Annotated in this window: 13 protein-coding genes; 9 read left to right on the top strand and 4 right to left on the bottom strand. The window is 51.4% G+C overall.

The features are described 5' to 3' along the window. Positions 1-119: 119 nt before the first annotated feature. Positions 120-1022 carry a carbon-nitrogen hydrolase gene (locus K1Y77_RS10000; protein ID WP_264428281.1) on the bottom strand — a complete coding sequence of 301 codons (903 nt, stop codon included), beginning with the start codon at positions 1020-1022 and terminating at the stop codon, positions 120-122. A gap of 9 nt (positions 1023-1031) precedes the next feature. Then, entirely contained in the window at positions 1032-2102 is a 1071-nt protein-coding gene (locus tag K1Y77_RS09995) for an agmatine deiminase family protein (RefSeq protein WP_264428280.1), read from the bottom strand. Between the two features lie 212 nt (positions 2103-2314). Between K1Y77_RS09995 and K1Y77_RS09990 the strand changes: the two genes are divergently transcribed. Both K1Y77_RS09990 and K1Y77_RS09985 read left to right on the top strand, forming a co-directional pair. Further along, a complete protein-coding gene (locus K1Y77_RS09990; RefSeq protein ID WP_030072382.1) occupies positions 2315-3556 on the top strand; it encodes a lipoprotein-releasing ABC transporter permease subunit in 1242 nt (413 codons plus the stop codon). A gap of 10 nt (positions 3557-3566) precedes the next feature. Continuing rightward, entirely contained in the window at positions 3567-4277 is a 711-nt protein-coding gene (locus K1Y77_RS09985; protein WP_030072384.1) for an ABC transporter ATP-binding protein, read from the top strand. Between the two features lie 12 nt (positions 4278-4289). Here K1Y77_RS09985 and K1Y77_RS09980 read toward each other — a convergent pair whose 3' ends face one another. Continuing rightward, the gene (locus K1Y77_RS09980; protein ID WP_030072386.1) at positions 4290-4841 is read right to left on the bottom strand and encodes a DUF2062 domain-containing protein; all 552 of its coding nucleotides are present in this window, start codon (positions 4839-4841) and stop codon (positions 4290-4292) included. 95 nt (positions 4842-4936) lie between these two features. On the opposite strand from K1Y77_RS09980, the gene K1Y77_RS09975 reads away from it, so the two are divergent. Genes K1Y77_RS09975 through murB form a run of 7 tightly spaced genes read left to right on the top strand, consistent with a single transcriptional unit; the run spans position 4937 to position 12536 of the window. Beyond that, positions 4937-7204, top strand: a complete 2268-nt coding sequence (locus K1Y77_RS09975) for a DNA internalization-related competence protein ComEC/Rec2 (protein WP_264428278.1) — start codon at positions 4937-4939, stop codon at positions 7202-7204. 56 nt (positions 7205-7260) lie between these two features. Beyond that, entirely contained in the window at positions 7261-8997 is a 1737-nt protein-coding gene (msbA, locus tag K1Y77_RS09970; protein ID WP_030072390.1) for a lipid A export permease/ATP-binding protein MsbA, read from the top strand. Next, the gene (gene lpxK / locus K1Y77_RS09965) at positions 8994-10010 is read left to right on the top strand and encodes a tetraacyldisaccharide 4'-kinase (RefSeq protein ID WP_264428275.1); all 1017 of its coding nucleotides are present in this window, start codon (positions 8994-8996) and stop codon (positions 10008-10010) included. The genes msbA and lpxK overlap by 4 nt, the downstream gene beginning before the upstream one ends. Further along, the gene (locus tag K1Y77_RS09960) at positions 10003-10212 is read left to right on the top strand and encodes a Trm112 family protein (RefSeq protein WP_030072393.1); all 210 of its coding nucleotides are present in this window, start codon (positions 10003-10005) and stop codon (positions 10210-10212) included. Before lpxK ends, K1Y77_RS09960 begins: the two co-directional genes overlap by 8 nt. Beyond that, entirely contained in the window at positions 10212-10997 is a 786-nt protein-coding gene (gene kdsB / locus K1Y77_RS09955) for a 3-deoxy-manno-octulosonate cytidylyltransferase (protein WP_264428273.1), read from the top strand. The genes K1Y77_RS09960 and kdsB overlap by 1 nt, the downstream gene beginning before the upstream one ends. Then, positions 10994-11479, top strand: a complete 486-nt coding sequence (locus tag K1Y77_RS09950; protein WP_264428271.1) for a low molecular weight protein-tyrosine-phosphatase — start codon at positions 10994-10996, stop codon at positions 11477-11479. The genes kdsB and K1Y77_RS09950 overlap by 4 nt, the downstream gene beginning before the upstream one ends. Further along, positions 11466-12536, top strand: a complete 1071-nt coding sequence (gene murB / locus K1Y77_RS09945) for a UDP-N-acetylmuramate dehydrogenase (protein ID WP_264428268.1) — start codon at positions 11466-11468, stop codon at positions 12534-12536. The genes K1Y77_RS09950 and murB overlap by 14 nt, the downstream gene beginning before the upstream one ends. Before the next feature lie 69 nt (positions 12537-12605). Here the strand turns inward: murB and rne are convergent, their stop codons facing one another. Beyond that, positions 12606-16022: a ribonuclease E gene (gene rne / locus K1Y77_RS09940; protein WP_264428266.1), complete on the bottom strand. Its 3417-nt coding sequence runs from the start codon at positions 16020-16022 to the stop codon at positions 12606-12608. Positions 16023-16613: the final 591 nt, after the last annotated feature.

The following is a 16613-nucleotide window of genomic DNA, read 5'->3' as shown; positions in this document are numbered from 1 at the left end:
GCGCCTGCTCTCTATGAGAGCAGGCGTCCAGGTTATTATCATCTGAGGTTTTTATCAGGCGAGGGTTTTATCAGGTAAAGTTTTTATCAGGTTAGGTTTATTAGCCAACTGGCTGGTTATCAATCGCGATAGCGGCGGGTTAAATCACCGTAAGCATCAATGCGGCGGTCGCGTAAATATGGCCAAATGCGCCGAGTGTTCTCGCTACGAGCCATGTCTATCTTGACTACTAATTGCTGCGACTCCTCTCCTGCATGCGCTAGCATTTCACCTTGTGGGCCGCATACGAAGCTTCCACCCCAGAACGTAATGCCGTCACCAACGCCAGAGTGGTCGGGTTCAAAGCCCACACGGTTAGCGACCATTACGGGTAACCCGTTAGCAACGCCATGGGAGCGCTGTATAATAGTCCAGGCATCTTTCTGACGCGCTTTTTCAGCGTCATCATCATTTGGGTCCCAGCCAATGGCGGTGGGGTAGAGAAGTAGCTCTGCACCACTTAGTGCCATTAACCGTGCTGCTTCTGGATACCATTGATCCCAGCAAACCAAGACCCCTAGACGCCCAACAGAGGTGTCAATGGGCGTGAAGCCTTGGCCGCGATCGTCATCAGCATCGCCAGGGGTAAAGTAAAACTTTTCGTAAAAGGCTGGATCATCAGGAATGTGCATTTTACGGTACTGCCCAACACGTCCTTTTGCGCGGTCATAAACGACGGCTGTATTGTGGTAAAGCCCCGCTGCACGCTTTTCAAATAGTGACCCTACCAGCACGATATCCAACTCTTTAGCCAGTTCGGCTAGGCGTTGCCCAGTAGGGCCGTCTAGTGGTTCAGCTAAATCAAACAGTGCAGGGTCTTCGTACTGGCAAAAGTAATGAGTGGCATGCAACTCCTGAAGCAACACTAATTGTGCCCCTTGGCTAACGGCTGAGCGTATGCCAGCTTCGCTGGCAGCAAGACTACGTGCTTTATCTGGCCACGCTGACTGTTGAACAACACCGACGGTTAAGCTGTTAGGCATGATGGCTCCTTAGGAGTGACTAAGTGCAGGGACAAGAGTGCCTCTTGGTAGCTGCATGGTTAAACAGTGGAGGCTGCCATGCTGGCGAATGACGCTAACACACTCAATTGGAATCATCGTGTGTTCCGGGAAGACAACACTCAATGCTTGCAGTGCGATCAGATCGGCAGGATCGCCGTAAGTGGGCACCAGTACGGCATGATTGATAATTAAAAAATTTGCGTAGGTAGCAGGAAGGCGATGACCATCGTCAGGATCAAAGCAGGCCTGAGGCCATGGCAAAGCAATTAATTGGTAGGGTTCGCCGTTGCGCTGGCGAAACGCCATCAGTTCTTGCTCCATCGCATTTAATGCTGGGTAGTGAGGGTCGGTGGGGTCGTCGCAGCGGACATACGCAATGGTCGAGGCGTTGCAAAAGCGTGCGAGCGTATCAACATGGCTGTCGGTATCGTCACCTTCAAGATGCCCGTTTGCTAGCCATAGGAATCGGTCGACACCGAAATCTTTCGCTAATTGAGCTTCAACATCTGTGCGTGAGAGTGACGAATTGCGATTTGGGTTCAGCAGGCAGGCCTCGGTGGTTAGCAGCGTGCCCTCACCGTCGGTTTCAATAGCACCGCCTTCTAGTACCATATTCCGTGTAGCGATAGGGCAGGCCCACACGCCTATATCGTCCAGCCATTGAGTAAGCTGATTGTCATGCTCGGCAGGGAATTTACCGCCCCAGCCAGTGAACGTGTAATCCAGTATGAGCGGCTGCTGAGCTTCGTCTACCACGGTGATCGGCCCATGGTCCCTAGCCCAAGTGTCATCTGTGGGCGCGACAATGAGCATCAGTTGTGATTGAGGAATGCCATAGGCGTCAAACGTCGCAGCCAAGCGGCGCTGGGTGGCAACATCAGGAACGCTGATCAGCACTCGCTGATAGCGTGTCGTGGCTATCACGATACGCTCAAGTGTTGCCTCGATAAGCGATAACAACGATGCCCAGTCGCCATCTGGGCGGGGCCAAGTCAGTTGCAAGCCGTCTTGGGGATACCACTCAGGCAATAAACGGTAAGTTTTGTTAGCCAACGTCACAGATGCTCTTAATAGTCGAAAAAATGCTTGCCCTAGAGGTCATCTCCGAAGACAAGGAGAACGGGCGCAATTTAGGGGCTTGTTTACTAACATGCAAGCGTTACCGTACTTGAGGGAACGGCAAGTGGTCCTGTTACTCTAACCCTGCGTTCTTACATGCACCCATGCTAAAAAAACCGTACCATGGACGCTTATTACTAAGGAATGATGCCATGCTTGATCGTTTGCCTTTTCTGGTGGGGCTGCGCTACGTGCGCGCTAAACGCCGGAACCACTTTATTTCGTTTATTTCGCTAACTTCAATGTTGGGATTAATGCTTGGCGTGGCTGTGCTAATCCTTGTGCTGTCGGTCATGAATGGTTTTGATCATGAGCTCCGTACCCGTATCTTGGGGATGGTGCCTCACACTAAAATTGAGTCGCAAGAAGGATTAGTCGAGTGGCAAGCGTTAGCAGAACGGCTCGTTGAGCGAGAGCGAGTCATTGGTGCAGCACCTTATGTTGAACAGCAAGGTATGTTTTCAGCGGGTGGTAGAAACCAGGGGGCTATGGTGAATGGCATCCATCCGGACTGGGAAGACCAAGTGTCGATTATTGGAAAGCATATGCGCGAAGGTGAGCTTTCCGATCTGGTGCCTGGCGAGTGGAACGTAGTTTTGGGATCTATGTTGGCACGTCGCTTGGGCGTAGGGGTAGGAGACCGAGTTACGCTACTTGTTCCGGAGGCATCGATTACCCCCGCTGGGGTTTTTCCAAGGCTAAAACGGTTTACCGTTAGCGGTATCTTTAGCGTAGGCGCTGATTTAGATGCCAATTTGGCTTATGCCAATATTGAGGATATGCAAACCTTAGCGCGTCTGGGCGATGCGGTGGGTGGTCTGAGGCTGGAGCTGGATGACCTGTTTGTATCTGGCAGTGAAACTCAAGCGATTGTTAACGAACTGGGCTCCGGTTACCGCGGTACGGATTGGACCTTTTCCCACGGCAGTCTTTTCCAAGCAATTCAAATGGAAAAGCGCATGATAGCACTGCTACTTACCGTCATTATTGCTGTCGCTGCGTTTAATATTGTGTCTACGTTAGTAATGGTGGTTACCGATAAGCGAGCGGATATCGCCATTTTACGAACCATAGGTGCTACCCCGCGTTCAATTATGGGGATTTTCATTGTTCAGGGGCTGACTATCGGACTGATTGGTATTGCGATCGGCGTTACGGCAGGGGTTATCTTAGCGCTTACTATCTCAGATTTAATTGGCTGGTTTGAAACAGCTTTCGGTATTCAATTTTTAGATGCTGGGGTTTACTTTATTAGCGACCTGCCTTCTAAGCTGCAGTGGGGCGATGTACGCGATATCGTTATCGCTGCCTTTGGTCTGACCTTCCTCTCGACGCTTTATCCCGCTTGGCGGGCCGCTCGGGTTCAGCCTGCCGACGTACTGCGTTATGAATAAGGACGCAATGATGACCTCAAGTACACCGCACACAGCAGCGATTATGCTGGAATGTAACAGCCTGACAAGGATTTACGACGAAGGCCCTCAAGATCTTACCGTATTAGATCAGCTTGAGCTTAAGGTGCATGCAGGAGAGCGTGTTGCCATTGTGGGCAGCTCTGGTTCGGGTAAAACAACGCTGTTAAACCTGTTGGGAGGTCTTGATCGTCCTAGCGCAGGTAGCGTAGTGATTGCTGGCGAGCCGCTTTCGGGTCTTAATGACGCGGCGCTCGGTCGTTTTCGGAATCGCTATATTGGCTTTGTTTATCAATTTCATCACTTGCTAGCTGAGTTCACCGCAGTTGAGAATGCTGCGCTGCCGCTCATTATTCGCGGCCAATCTAAAAAAGTGGCGGAGCAGCGCGCAATGCAGTTGCTTGAACGGGTGGGCATGAAGACGCGGGCGGATCACAAACCTGGCGAGCTTTCGGGTGGGGAGCGTCAGCGAGTGGCTATTGCTCGTGCGCTAGTGACCGACCCCAGTCTTGTGCTGATGGACGAGCCAACCGGGAACCTAGATCAAACTACCGCAGCAACTATATTAGCACTTATGGATGAACTGGCTAAAGAGAGCGCTTGCGCGTTTGTTATTGTTACCCATGATGTCAGCTTGGCTGCTCATCAAGATCGAGTGTTGAAATTGGATGGCGGGCAGTTAATTGAGCAGCAAAATGCCTAATAGCTTGTGAGGTTAGTCATCGAATTCTGACTCAATGCGCGCTCGGCGCTGCCGCCTTTTTAGGCGGCGGCGCTTCCAGTGATGAGAAACATGCCAGCGCCAAATTAGCCGTATGACAATATTGGCGATAATCGCTAGTAAAACGGCAGAAATTAGCGAGCCAAGCATCAGCGGCGGCATAATGTCGTGCATTTGCTCTGCAATCCAGCGCGTTGAGATGCGCGATGGGGCCTCTCTAACGGGGGCTTCTAAAAGAAATGTGCCAATACGGTAATTAAAATAAAAAATAACCGGCATGGTGAGTGGGTTCGTGATCCACACTAGACCTACCGATAGAGCTAAGTTGCAACGGGTAAACCTAGCCCCCAATGCTGCAACTACCATTTGAAACGGTATAGGCAGCATGGCGCAAAAAAGCCCCACGCTAAACGCATTTGCAACGCTTCGACGTGTTAAAAGCCATAGCCCAGGATCTGCAATTAATGGCGCGATAAAGCGTAGAGAACGCTGACGCCTTAATGTATCGGGTTTTGGCATGTAGCGCTGCAGGAAACGGCGCGGCATGTCAGGTACTCTTTTAATAGGTGCCTCCTATTATCCATATAGCAGTGTGCTTCGGCTACGCGTGGCTTTGAATGATCTTGTTCCAAGGAGGGAATATGCACATAGGCGTTGCACTACCCGCTGCGTTGGCAGGTTTCATGGGTGCGCTATTGGCATGGATAAGCGGTCCAGATGCACGCTTGCAAGCACTGCTGGCAGGTATATTTGTGGCCGTGCTTTTCTTGGTGGTGTATAGGCGTAATCTACTGATTTTTTTGGTTATTTTGAGCTGGGTTTTTATCAGTGTGCAGCATGAGTGGGGGCGTCGGTTGCCAAGCGGGCTCAGTGGTGAAGATGTCATTATTCAGGCCCAGATAGTAAACGTTCAAGCGGAAAGCGGGTCGTCGCGATTACGCCTATCTATTGAATCCTGTCACTCTCCTGAGCATCTTCCTAGCTGTAGCGCTCTACGCAGTGTGAGAGTAAGTGCTTACGATGATCAACGCTACCTCTTGGGAGAGCGCTGGCAGATGACGCTGCGGCTTCGCCCTCCTAGTGGCTTTTCTAATCCCAATACGTTTAATTTTCAACAGTGGCTATGGCGAGAAGGGGTACACGCAACGGGCTATGTGCGCCAAGAGCCGAAGCCTGAACGTTTGTCGGAGGCTGCGCCGACAATTCGCCAATCGGCTATTGAAAGGCTGGCTAGTCAACCGTTGCAAGAGCAAACTCGGCGCTGGCTTGCGGCGCTAACGCTGGGTGATAGTGAGCAGTTGACCCAGGATGATTGGACCTTGCTCAATGCAACGGGTACGACGCATTTAGTGGTTATCTCTGGTTTACACGTCGGACTTGTTGCTTCGTTTGTGCTGCTATTAGCTCGCTTTATTGCCAGGTTGGTAACGCCAACCCATTGGCGTCTACGAGCTTGGCCATGGTGGTTAGCAGGAGTGGCGGCGGTGGGATACGCCATATTAGCTGGGCTGGCCCCTCCTGCCATGCGGGCCATGATTATGACGCTGTTAGGCTTGTGGGTGCTAAGCGGTCGTCATGCACCTGGCCCATGGCAAGCTTGGTGGCTTGCGTTTGGCATCGTAATCGTCGTTGACCCACTTGCATTATGGCGACCTGGACTGTGGCTATCGTTTATTGCGGTAGCCTGGTTGATTGTAATTTGGCAAGGCCGTCCCCGCCCCCAAGGGGTGAAAGGCTGGTGCTGGGCGCTACTTCGTTCCCAACTACTCATTGCACCGCTAATGGCGGCAGCAGTGTTAGTGGCGTTTGAGAGAGTTGCCCCTGCGGCCCCTTTGATTAATCTTTTTGCTGTCCCTTGGGTCAGTTCCGTTATGGTGCCCAGTGCATTATTGGGATGGGTATTGTCACCACTGCCCGGGATAGGGTTATTTATGTGGTGGTGTTTTGAGCAGGCGTTACAAGTTTTTCACTATTTATTAGTTGTTACCGTGCATTGGGCGCCGCTTTTGCAGCCGCCGTCAATGATGGTGTACCCGCTGGTAGGTATATTGGTACTGATGTCGCTATGCTGGGCGTTTCCCACTGTCCCAGGTTGGCTGCGATTCAGCGTACCATTGCTACTGCTAAGCTTCCCTTGGTGGCCAGCAAATGCACAGCTTAATCTGGGCGAGGTACGTGTCGTGATTTATGACGTTGGCCAAGGTCAACTGATCGAGTTGCGTAGTACTAACTATCGCTTGCTTTATGACACCGGGCCACGTTTTCGCAGTGGTTTTATGCCACTGCAAACCTTGTGGCCCCCAGGCCAATCGTTTGATCGTGTTATCGTAAGTCATGCCGATACCGATCATGCTGGGGGTGTCAGTGCGCTTTTAAAAGACCATCAAGTGACGCTATGGTCGACTCCACGAGGCGAGTCACTGCCCGTTGCCAGTACACAATGTGTTCAAGGGCAGCAGTGGCGACGCGATGGCATTCACTATCAGATATTATGGCCCCCAGCGGGGGATAACGCGCTCTCCTCAAATGATCGTTCTTGTGTGCTGCAGGTAAGCGCGGGAGAACAACGTTTGCTTATCACGGGAGATGTAGGCAAGGACGTTGAAAGAAGAATATTAGCAAAAGTTATTACGCCGATTAACGTGTTAGTGGCTGGGCATCATGGAAGCAATACAAGTTCGGGAATCCAATTTTTGCAGGTCAGCCGTCCTCAACATGTTATTTTTAGTGCTGGAAAAGACAACCCCTTTAATCATCCAGTTGATGCGGTAGTCCGCCGCTTTCGACAACAGCAGAGCTGTTTATGGAGCACTGCCCAGGATGGGGCGCTTGAATTTAGCCTTATGGCTACCCAGCCCATTCAGGTCATTCCCATGCGAAAACTACCGGGTGCTCGTAAGCGGTGTTGATGCGCGTCACCATAAGGTAGAATCCTGGCAACTGCACACTATGGCCAGGAGCGCGTGTGACTGATTCAGGTTGGGTTCTCTATAAACGATTATTAACTTACGTAAAGCCCCACTGGCGCGCATTTGCGTTAGCGATAGTGGGCTTCGTCATTTATGCCGCTTCCAGTACGGCATTAGCTGAAATGATGAAACGACTGATTGATGGTATTCAAAATCCTGATGCTACTTTTCGGCTACTGCTCCCACTATTTGTGGTGATTATGTTTGCATCGCGCGGGGTAGGGACATTTTTAAGCACTTATTTTATGTCTTATGTCGGACGCTATGTGATTCATACTTTACGCTGTGATGTTTTTGCGCACTTACTGCATTTGCCAGGGCGATTTTTTGATCATCACTCTAGCGGTCATTTGGTATCTCGGGTTACCTATCATGTAGAGCAGGTGGCAGGCGCTGCCACGAAAGCCGTCACTATTATTTTGCGTGAAGGCTTATTCGTTATTGGGTTGATTGGTTATCTCTTCTGGACAAACTGGATGTTAACGCTGTTATTTTTAGGCGTAACGCCGGTGATCGCTGGAGTAGTGGGCTATGTCAGCAAACGGTTTAGACGAATCTCTAAGCGTATTCAACACTCCATGGGAGATGTTACCCATGTCGCTTCTGAAGCGCTCTCTGGCTACCGTGTCGTGCGCACGCATGGGGCTGAAGCGTATGAAAAACAGCGTTTTGAGCGAGTAAGTGAAGAAAATCGTCGCCAAAGTATGAAAGAGGCGATGACGCGTGCCGTAAGCTCACCAGTAATTTTAATGCTGGTCGCGATTTCGATGGCGATTTTGGTTTGGTTAGCGATGGCACCTGCACTGATGGAAAACATGACGCCGGGTGAGTTTGTAGCCTTTATTACAGCGGCTGCACTAATGATCAAACCCGTGCGTCAGCTCACTGAAGTGAACAGTGAGATTCAAAAAGGCATCGCGGCGGCGGCTGAGCTATTTGGCCTACTTGATATGACCCCTGAACAGGATGAAGGTAAAAAAATTCCTCAACAGCTAACGGGTAGCGTAGTGATCGATAATGTTAGTTTTCGCTACGCTGACGATCAGCCTAACGTACTACGTGATATTAACATTAGCGTCGCCCCAGGCGAGTTAGTGGCAATTGTTGGCCGCTCAGGCAGCGGTAAGTCGACATTGGTCAGCCTGTTGCCGCGTTTTTATCGGCCTAGTGAAGGACGTATTTTGATTGATGGGGTAAATGTTGATGAATATGCGCTGGGTCCATTGCGTCAGCATATTGCATTGGTATCGCAACAAGTCACGCTATTCAATGCCACCATTGCAGATAACATTGGCTATGGCGTAACCAACCCAGATCCAGCCGCTATTGAAGCCGCTGCTCAGGCGGCTTATGCCAGTGAGTTTATTGAGAAGCTGCCCCAGGGCTATGCCACGGTAGTGGGTGAAAATGGCGTGATGCTTTCGGGTGGCCAGCGTCAGCGCTTGGCCATCGCGCGGGCGATTTTTAAAGATGCGCCTATTCTTATTTTGGACGAGGCGACATCAGCACTGGATACCGAATCCGAGCGCTATATACAAAAAGCGCTAGAGCATGTGTGTAAAGGCCGAACAACGCTGGTCATTGCCCACCGCCTATCCACGATTGAACGAGCTGACCGTATTTTGGTCATGGACCAAGGGCGTATTATTGAGCAGGGGACCCACCAAGCGCTATTAGAAGCCGGAGGCGCTTACGCGGCACTGCATCAACTTCAGTTCCAGGATAATGAATGAGTGTTGAGCAACGCTGGCTCAAAGCGGCCTATCATGGAAGCCGTTGGCTAACACCGTTATATCCATTGGGTTGTTTATACCGTTATCTTATGATGTGGAGAAACACCCGCTACCACACTGGTAAAAAACCAGTTTTTAAAGCAGGTGTGCCCGTTATTGTGGTGGGTAATATTACCCTTGGTGGAACCGGTAAATCGCCTTTAGTTGCGTGGCTGGTCAACTGGCTGAGGACGCAGGGGTGGTCCCCAGGCATCATTACTCGTGGGTACGGTGGTAAAGCATCGCACTATCCATTAGAAGTAACCGCACTAACCGATCCGGCCCAAAGTGGTGATGAGCCATTAATGCTGGTGCAGCAAACGAGCTGTCCGGTAGTGGTTGACCCGCGCCGTGCACGAGGTGTTAAAACCTTGGTTGATAAAGGGTGCGATATTATTGTTAGTGACGATGGATTACAGCATTTGGCGTTAGGACGTGATATTGAATTAGTCGTCATTGATGGGGCGCGGGGACTGGGTAATGGTTGGTGTTTACCCGCTGGGCCGCTGAGAGAATCGCCTAGTAGATTAGCTCAAGTTGATGCTGTGATTATTAATGGTGAGCAGTGTTGCCCCTTACCAGTTGAAGGAATAGCGATGCAATTAGCGCCGCTAAGTTGGCGTCGAATGCGGGATGGTCAGCGTGTGCCGATCACTCCGCTACCATTTGTGCCACCTGTAAATGCTGTGGCGGGTATTGGCCATCCTGAGCGTTTTTTTAATACGCTGCGCAGTTTGGGGGTGGACGGCGAGATGCGCCCGCTAGCAGATCATCAGCGGTTTGATGACCAGACTTTCCGTTTTAGTCATCAGCGCCCAGTTGTAATGACTGCCAAAGATGCAGTGAAGTGCCAAGCGTTTGCGCCACCCGATAGCTGGGTGCTAGAGGTAGAAGCCTTGCTTCCGCCAGAGTTTGAACACTGGCTGGCAGCTAAATTGTCAGCGCTTTCTAAAAAGGGATACACCGATGGATAAAGAACTATTGGCAATGCTGGTTTGCCCACTTTGCAACGGCAAGCTCAAGTATAACCGTGAAGCCCAAGAGCTTTGCTGCCACTACGACGGTTTGGCGTATCCTATTCAAGAAGGCATTCCTGTGATGCTTCCTGAAGAGGCGCGCACGATGGATGCCGATGAAAAATTGCCTATCTCGCCAGGTCGTACCGGAGAGGCGTAATGTCAGTCGCTCAAACCGAATTTATTGCTGTGGTTCCCGCGCGGTTTGGCTCAACCCGCTTACCGGGTAAGCCGCTGCTGGATATAGCGGGCGAGCCTATGGTTGCCCATGTCTGGCGCCGGGCTTGTCAAAGCCAAGCAAGCCGTGTTGTGGTGGCCACTGATGATTCACGCATCCGTGAGGCGATGTTGCCCTACGGTGCAGAGGTCGTGATGACGCGCTCGGATCATCCTTCTGGCACCGATCGATTGGCTGAGGTGGCAGCATGCCTTGGGCTAAGCGATGACGCTTTGTTAGTGAACGTGCAAGGCGACGAGCCGCTTATTCCGCCGGTTTTAATTGACCAAGTGGCCATGCGGTTAGCCGAAGACCCAGAAGCAGCCATTGCGACACTTGCTGAGCCCATTGCCGATGTTGAAACGTTATTTAACGCTAACGTCGTCAAAGTGGTTCGCTCCTTACAGGGCCGAGCCCTGTACTTTTCTCGTGCGCCCATTCCGTGGGATCGAGAGCAATTTAAAACACAGCCCGAGCTGTTAGCTACCGATGCTTGGTTGCGTCATATCGGTATATACGCCTACCGTGCCAGTTTTCTTGCTGCTTATCGTGAGCTGGCACCATCGAGTCTTGAGCAGTTGGAGCAATTGGAGCAGTTGCGTGCGCTTCAGCATGGCTATGCCATTCAAGTTGCGCTTGCCAGCACTATTAACCCGCCGGGTGTGGATACGCCGGAAGACTTAGTCCGGGTGAGAGCGCTACTAGCGAGTGGAGGTGACAGCGAATGAAGCGTGTACTGTTTGTCTGCCTAGGTAATATTTGCCGTTCGCCAACGGCCGAAGGCGTCTTTTGGCACGCTGTTGAAGAGGCTGGGTTAAATCGTCATATTATCGTTGACTCTTGTGGTGTAGGTAACTGGCATGTTGGAAAAGCGCCAGACACCCGCGCGCAAGTAGCCGCATCAAGGCGTGGTATCGATATTGGTCATTTGCGCGCTCGTCAGCTCAGTGCTGGTGACTTTCTTGAATTTGACTACGTATTAGGCATGGATCGCGACAACCTCAAGGCGATGCAAGCGCTTCAGCCGAGCAATAGTCGTGCCCATGTGGGGCTTTTTTTAGAGTTTGCTGATCTGCCTGAGGCAGAAGTGCCCGACCCTTATTATGGTGGAGACGAGGGTTTTGAACATGTCCTGGATTTAATTGAGGCGGCTTCTGTAGGGCTAATTGCCCAGCTGAGAAACGACGGGCTGAGAAATGACAGGTTGTGAAATCACAGGTTGTGAAAACACAGGGTGTGAAAGAAGTGTTAGTGACTTGCTCAGTTGTTGCCAATCGGTCGATTTAACCTCTTTAAATACGCTGCGTTTACCCTGTCAGGCGGAACGGTATGTGGTTCCTAAAACACTAAATGCGCTCCAGTATGTCGTGCGTGAAGCCGTTGATAAACGGTGGCGCATTACCCTCTTGGGAGGTGGCAGTAACGTGCTGCTTCCTACGGCATTGAAAGGCATTGCGATTCGGCCAGGTATACAGCAGTGGTGGCTAGAAAGTCGCGGAGAGTCGGTTGTTGCCTATGTGGGGGCTGGTGTTAATTGGCACTCGTTAGTAATGACGCTAGCGGCTCGTGGCCTGTGGGGTATTGAAAACTTAGCGTTAATACCAGGTGATTGCGGTGCAGCACCAGTGCAAAATATCGGTGCTTATGGTGTTGAGCTTAAAGACGTCATAGAGGGAGTGCAAATAGTAGAACTAGCCTCAGGCAAGGTCCGTTGGTTAAGCACCGATGATTGCCAGTTTGGTTACCGTGATAGCATTTTCAAAAAAGCGCTAGCAGATAAAGTTGTTATTACTCAGTTGGCGCTTCGATTATCAAAAAAACCGCAACCAAGACTGGGTTATGGGGATTTAGCTGCCCGTGTATCGGCCTCATCAAGTTGCTTGGCGGTAGCTCAAGCGGTGTGCGCTATTCGTCGAGAAAAATTGCCGGATCCTAATATGCTCGCGAATGCGGGAAGCTTTTTTAAAAACCCGCTAGTTAGTAGCGAACAGCTATCGCGCTTGTTACAAGCGCATCCTAACATGCCATATTTTCCCCAGGTTGATGGGAAAAGCAAACTGGCAGCGGGGTGGTTAATTGACCAGTGCGGGTTGAAAGGAGCTCGGCAAGGAGCTTTCGGTGTTCACACACAGCAAGCATTGGTGCTTGTGCATTTTGGCGGCGGTGATCGCCCTGAACTACTGCAGTTTGCTGAGTATATTGTCCGCAAGGTCTATGGCCAATTTGGTGTTGAGTTAGAGCCCGAACCACGCTTAATACAAGCATAAAAAAACCCCGCTTTTTAGCGGGGTTTTTAGTGCTAGTGTCTTAAGTACTAATGTCTTAAGTGCTAGCGATCACTCATTCGTCGTGTTCTGTGCTTGTTTACGCAGTTCACGAGGATCGTTATGAGCGCGACGACGGCGACGTGGCTTGGGTACTTCGTCTTGTGTAGAAACGGTAGTCACTTGCTGTGCTTCTTCAGGTGTTACTGTTTCGGGAGCTTCTGGTGAAGGCGTTTGAGCCTCTTCTTCATTGTTCGCTAACGTAGGCTGAAGATCGCTTTCTTGATCAGTAGCAGTAATGTCAGCGGCTTCTGGCGCGGTTTTAGTGTCTGAAGCGTTCGTATTGCTCTCCGCGTTATTGTCTGAAGAAGCTTCCGGTTGCTCAGCTGTCTCTGGTGAGCTGGCCTCAGTGCTAGCCGCTACGTCGTGCGAGGGCACCTGACGGTTATCAGTGCTATCGACAGTCTCGTCCTCAGCAACTTTTGGCACTTCTGCCTGTGTGCTAGCGGGTGCTGATGTTTCTTGTGCTGTCTCTTGAGTCTCTTGAGTCACTTGAGGCAACACCGGTTCCTGGCGCACAAGTTCTTGAGGTGTCGGCTGCTGGGGCTTATCAGTCTCTTGTGTAGTTTCTTCATCACGTGAGTTTGTTGATTCGCTATGGGCGGTATCAAACTCCTTCACGTTTGCAGCAGGCTCTTCCTGTGGCTCTACTTCCGTATTAACTGACGAAGGTTCAATATTCTCGACCTCAGCCGAGCGGCTGTTAGCCTCTTGAGGCGCTTCTTGAACAGTGGTTTGGTCATCAGTCGGCTGTTGAGGTTTATCCTCAGAGCTTTTCTCTACGCTCGCTTCTGTTGCGGCAGTTTCAGCGTTATCTTCCGTTTTCTGCGGTTGACGACGCTGGCGAGTAGCTTTACGTGCTTTATCTGCCTTTTCAGCAGGGCGCTCAGCCGTTGTTCCATCGGCAACTGTTGTTTCTTCTACAGCTTGGTCAGGCGCTTCAGTCGCTACTTCATCGCTTGGCACCGCTGTTGTGCTGGCCTCATCATGTGAAGAGGGGCTTGCAGGCGCTGCTTCGCTGCTGGGTACTTCAACAGCGGGTGATTCAGCAGAAGGGGCTTCCGCAGAGGTGGCTTCCGCAGAGGTGGCTTCAGCCGCTTCGGCTTGCAGTTTCAGCTGTTCCGCTTCGGCTTGAGGGTTAACGGCCTGTTTACGCGTGCGGTTACGCGGATTATTACGCGTGCGCTTCGGTTTGCCGTCATCTTGTTTGTCGTCCGTTTGTGATGCAGGCTCACGGGTAGTTTCGTTTTTCTGCTTTGCATCACGCGGTTTATCACGACGGCTTTCTGGTTGAGCAGTAGGTTTAGCTGGCTCATCTTTAGGCGATTCTTTGGCCGCTTGATTTGTCTGCTGTTCTTTTTGACGACTGCTCTTCTGGTCGTTGTCTAGGGTCTTGGCATCGTCTTGCTGAGGGTGGCGTCGACGATTACGAGTACGGCTAGGACCGCTGCGTTTGTCGTTAGCGTCGTCGTTATTATCAGTATTACGCGGTTGGCTAGGTTGCTGATTACTCGGCTGCTGCTGGCTGCGTTGCTCGTTTTTGCTAGTGCTTTCGCCACGTTCACGAGCCGGCTTTGGCTTGCTTTCGCTGCGCTGCGTGCGGTTGCTGCCTGTTTTTTCAGGCTGCTTACGGGCAACAGGAGCTTCCTGTTTAGGCTCGCTCGTGCTGCTATCTTCCCCCCCTAGCAGTTTGGCAAAGCCTCTGATAAAGCGGCCAATCACACTAGGCTGCTCTTCAGCAACAGGGGTGGTCGCAGCAACGACTTTGTCTGCTTTTGTAACCTTCTCTGCCTTCTCTTCTGTCTGAAGAGAGGCGGGCGCTGGTGCGTTATGCACAACACTTTTAACCGCGGCTTCAGCGCGCATGGCGGGCGGAGTAAAGCTTGGGTCTGGTTCTTTGCCCACTTCAGTATCAGTCGATAGCTCGAAGCTGGATAGCGTTAGGCTCTCGTCATCGTCTAAGTGGTCATCACGCAGCCGCTGAACGTCATAATGCGGCGTATCCATTTCGGGATTCGGCAAAAGAACTACCCGCACGCCTTGGCGTGATTCGATGTCTGCTAGAACGCTACGCTTTTCGTTCAGCAGGTAGGTAGCCACTGGTACCGGCAGAATAGCGCGAATTTGAGCGCTGCGCTCTTTCATCGCCTCTTCTTCAATCAGGCGCATAATGGAGAGCGACAATGAGCGTACGTCACGAATCGTGCCCTGGCCGTTACAACGTGGGCAAACCACACCGCTGGTCTCACCAAGCGAAGGACGTAAGCGCTGGCGCGACATCTCCATTAAGCCAAAGCGTGAAATCCGACCAATCTGAACGCGTGCACGATCAAGCTTCAGCGCATCGCGCATGCGGTTTTCAACCTCGCGCTGATTTCGCGCAGGGCCCATATCGATAAAGTCGATAACTACAAGGCCACCGATATCACGCAAGCGCAACTGTCGAGCAATCTCGTCAGCTGCTTCAGAGTTAGTTTGCAGTGCGGTTTCTTCAATATCGCTGCCACGTGTAGCCCGGGCAGAGTTGATATCAATAGAGACCAGTGCTTCGGTGTGATCGATAACAATAGAGCCACCAGAAGGAAGTTTTACTTCGCGCTGGTAAGCAGTTTCGATTTGCGACTCAATTTGAAAGCGCGAGAAAAGAGGGACTTCATCTGCGTAAAGTTTAATTTTCTGCTGGTAAGAAGGCATTACCTGACGAATAAAGCCCAGCGCTTCTGCATGAATCTCAGGGCTGTCAATTAACACTTCGCCAATGTCTTGGCGCAGGTAATCACGCATGGCGCGAATAATGACATTAGATTCGCGATAGATCAGGAAAGGGGCCGAACGCTTGCCTGCCTCAGTGGTGATGGATTCCCACACTTGGACGAGGTAATCCAGATCCCACTGAAGCTCTTCCGGGCTGCGGCCGATACCAGCGGTGCGAACGATCAGGCCCATTTTGTCCGGCACTGTCAGTTGGCCCATGGCGTCTTTCAGTTGGCTGCGGTCATCACCTTCAATGCGGCGTGAAATGCCACCCGCGCGAGGGTTGTTAGGCATCAGTACAAGAAAGCGACCCGCTAAGCTAATAAAAGTAGTGAGTGCAGCACCTTTATTGCCGCGCTCTTCTTTATCAACTTGGACAATAACTTCCTGTCCTTCTTTCAGCACTTCTTTGATGCTGGGGCGGCCAGAAACATCTTTAATAAAATATTCGCGGGAAATTTCTTTTAACGGCAGAAAGCCATGACGCTCGGCACCGAAATCAACAAAAGCGGCTTCAAGGGAGGGTTCTACCCGGGTGATCTTACCCCGGTAAATATTGGCTTTTTTCTGCTCTCGGGCGCCAGATTCGATGTCTAAATCGTAAAGGCGTTGCCCGTCTACCAGTGCAACCCGAAGCTCTTCTGGCTGGGTTGCGTTAATTAGCATCCGTTTCATGTTTTCTCACATAGCATTGCGTGCCGACGAGCCGTGGAGTAGACGAATCGTTGGGTGCTGCGTGCTTGTGCTCGGCGCATTGCTATGCTGACGCATTAAACCGGGAAGGCAATTATGCCATCCCGGCCGAAAGGGCGTTGAGTACGTGGCGGAGGCAGAACATGTTTCGGTGGCTGTCACGTCCATCCGGCTCTGCTGACACCGCCAACACCTGGCATTCATCGATTCGTCAACGCCGGTTATCGGCACAGCGTTGAACTTGGCGCCCCAAGTCGAGCAGCACCTTGTGACGAACAGGAGAAGCCGCTTGGGGCGTGACGTTTGTTAATTCAAATTGCTTGCCATTGCGGGCAAAGCAAATGTGTATTTGCCGCCAAAAAACATACGACAAAGTAACTGTCTATCCAGTACGTTATTTCAGTAGTCGCTTCAATGCGTTAGGCGTTTGGGTAATGCGTACACTACGCCATTTTGCCTATGCTCTGGCCTGCGTGTTTGTCGGGCAGGCGCTAGGCGAAGCGTGGTAACGCACCCGTTACGACGTGTCTTTTTACGGGTAAGCCACACTTGGCCGCTGAACGTTTTGGAATA

The sequence above is a fragment of the Halomonas qaidamensis genome (genome assembly GCF_025917315.1).
GTDB lineage: Bacteria > Pseudomonadota > Gammaproteobacteria > Pseudomonadales > Halomonadaceae > Vreelandella > Vreelandella qaidamensis.
This window is presented reverse-complemented; position numbering and strand designations above follow the sequence as displayed.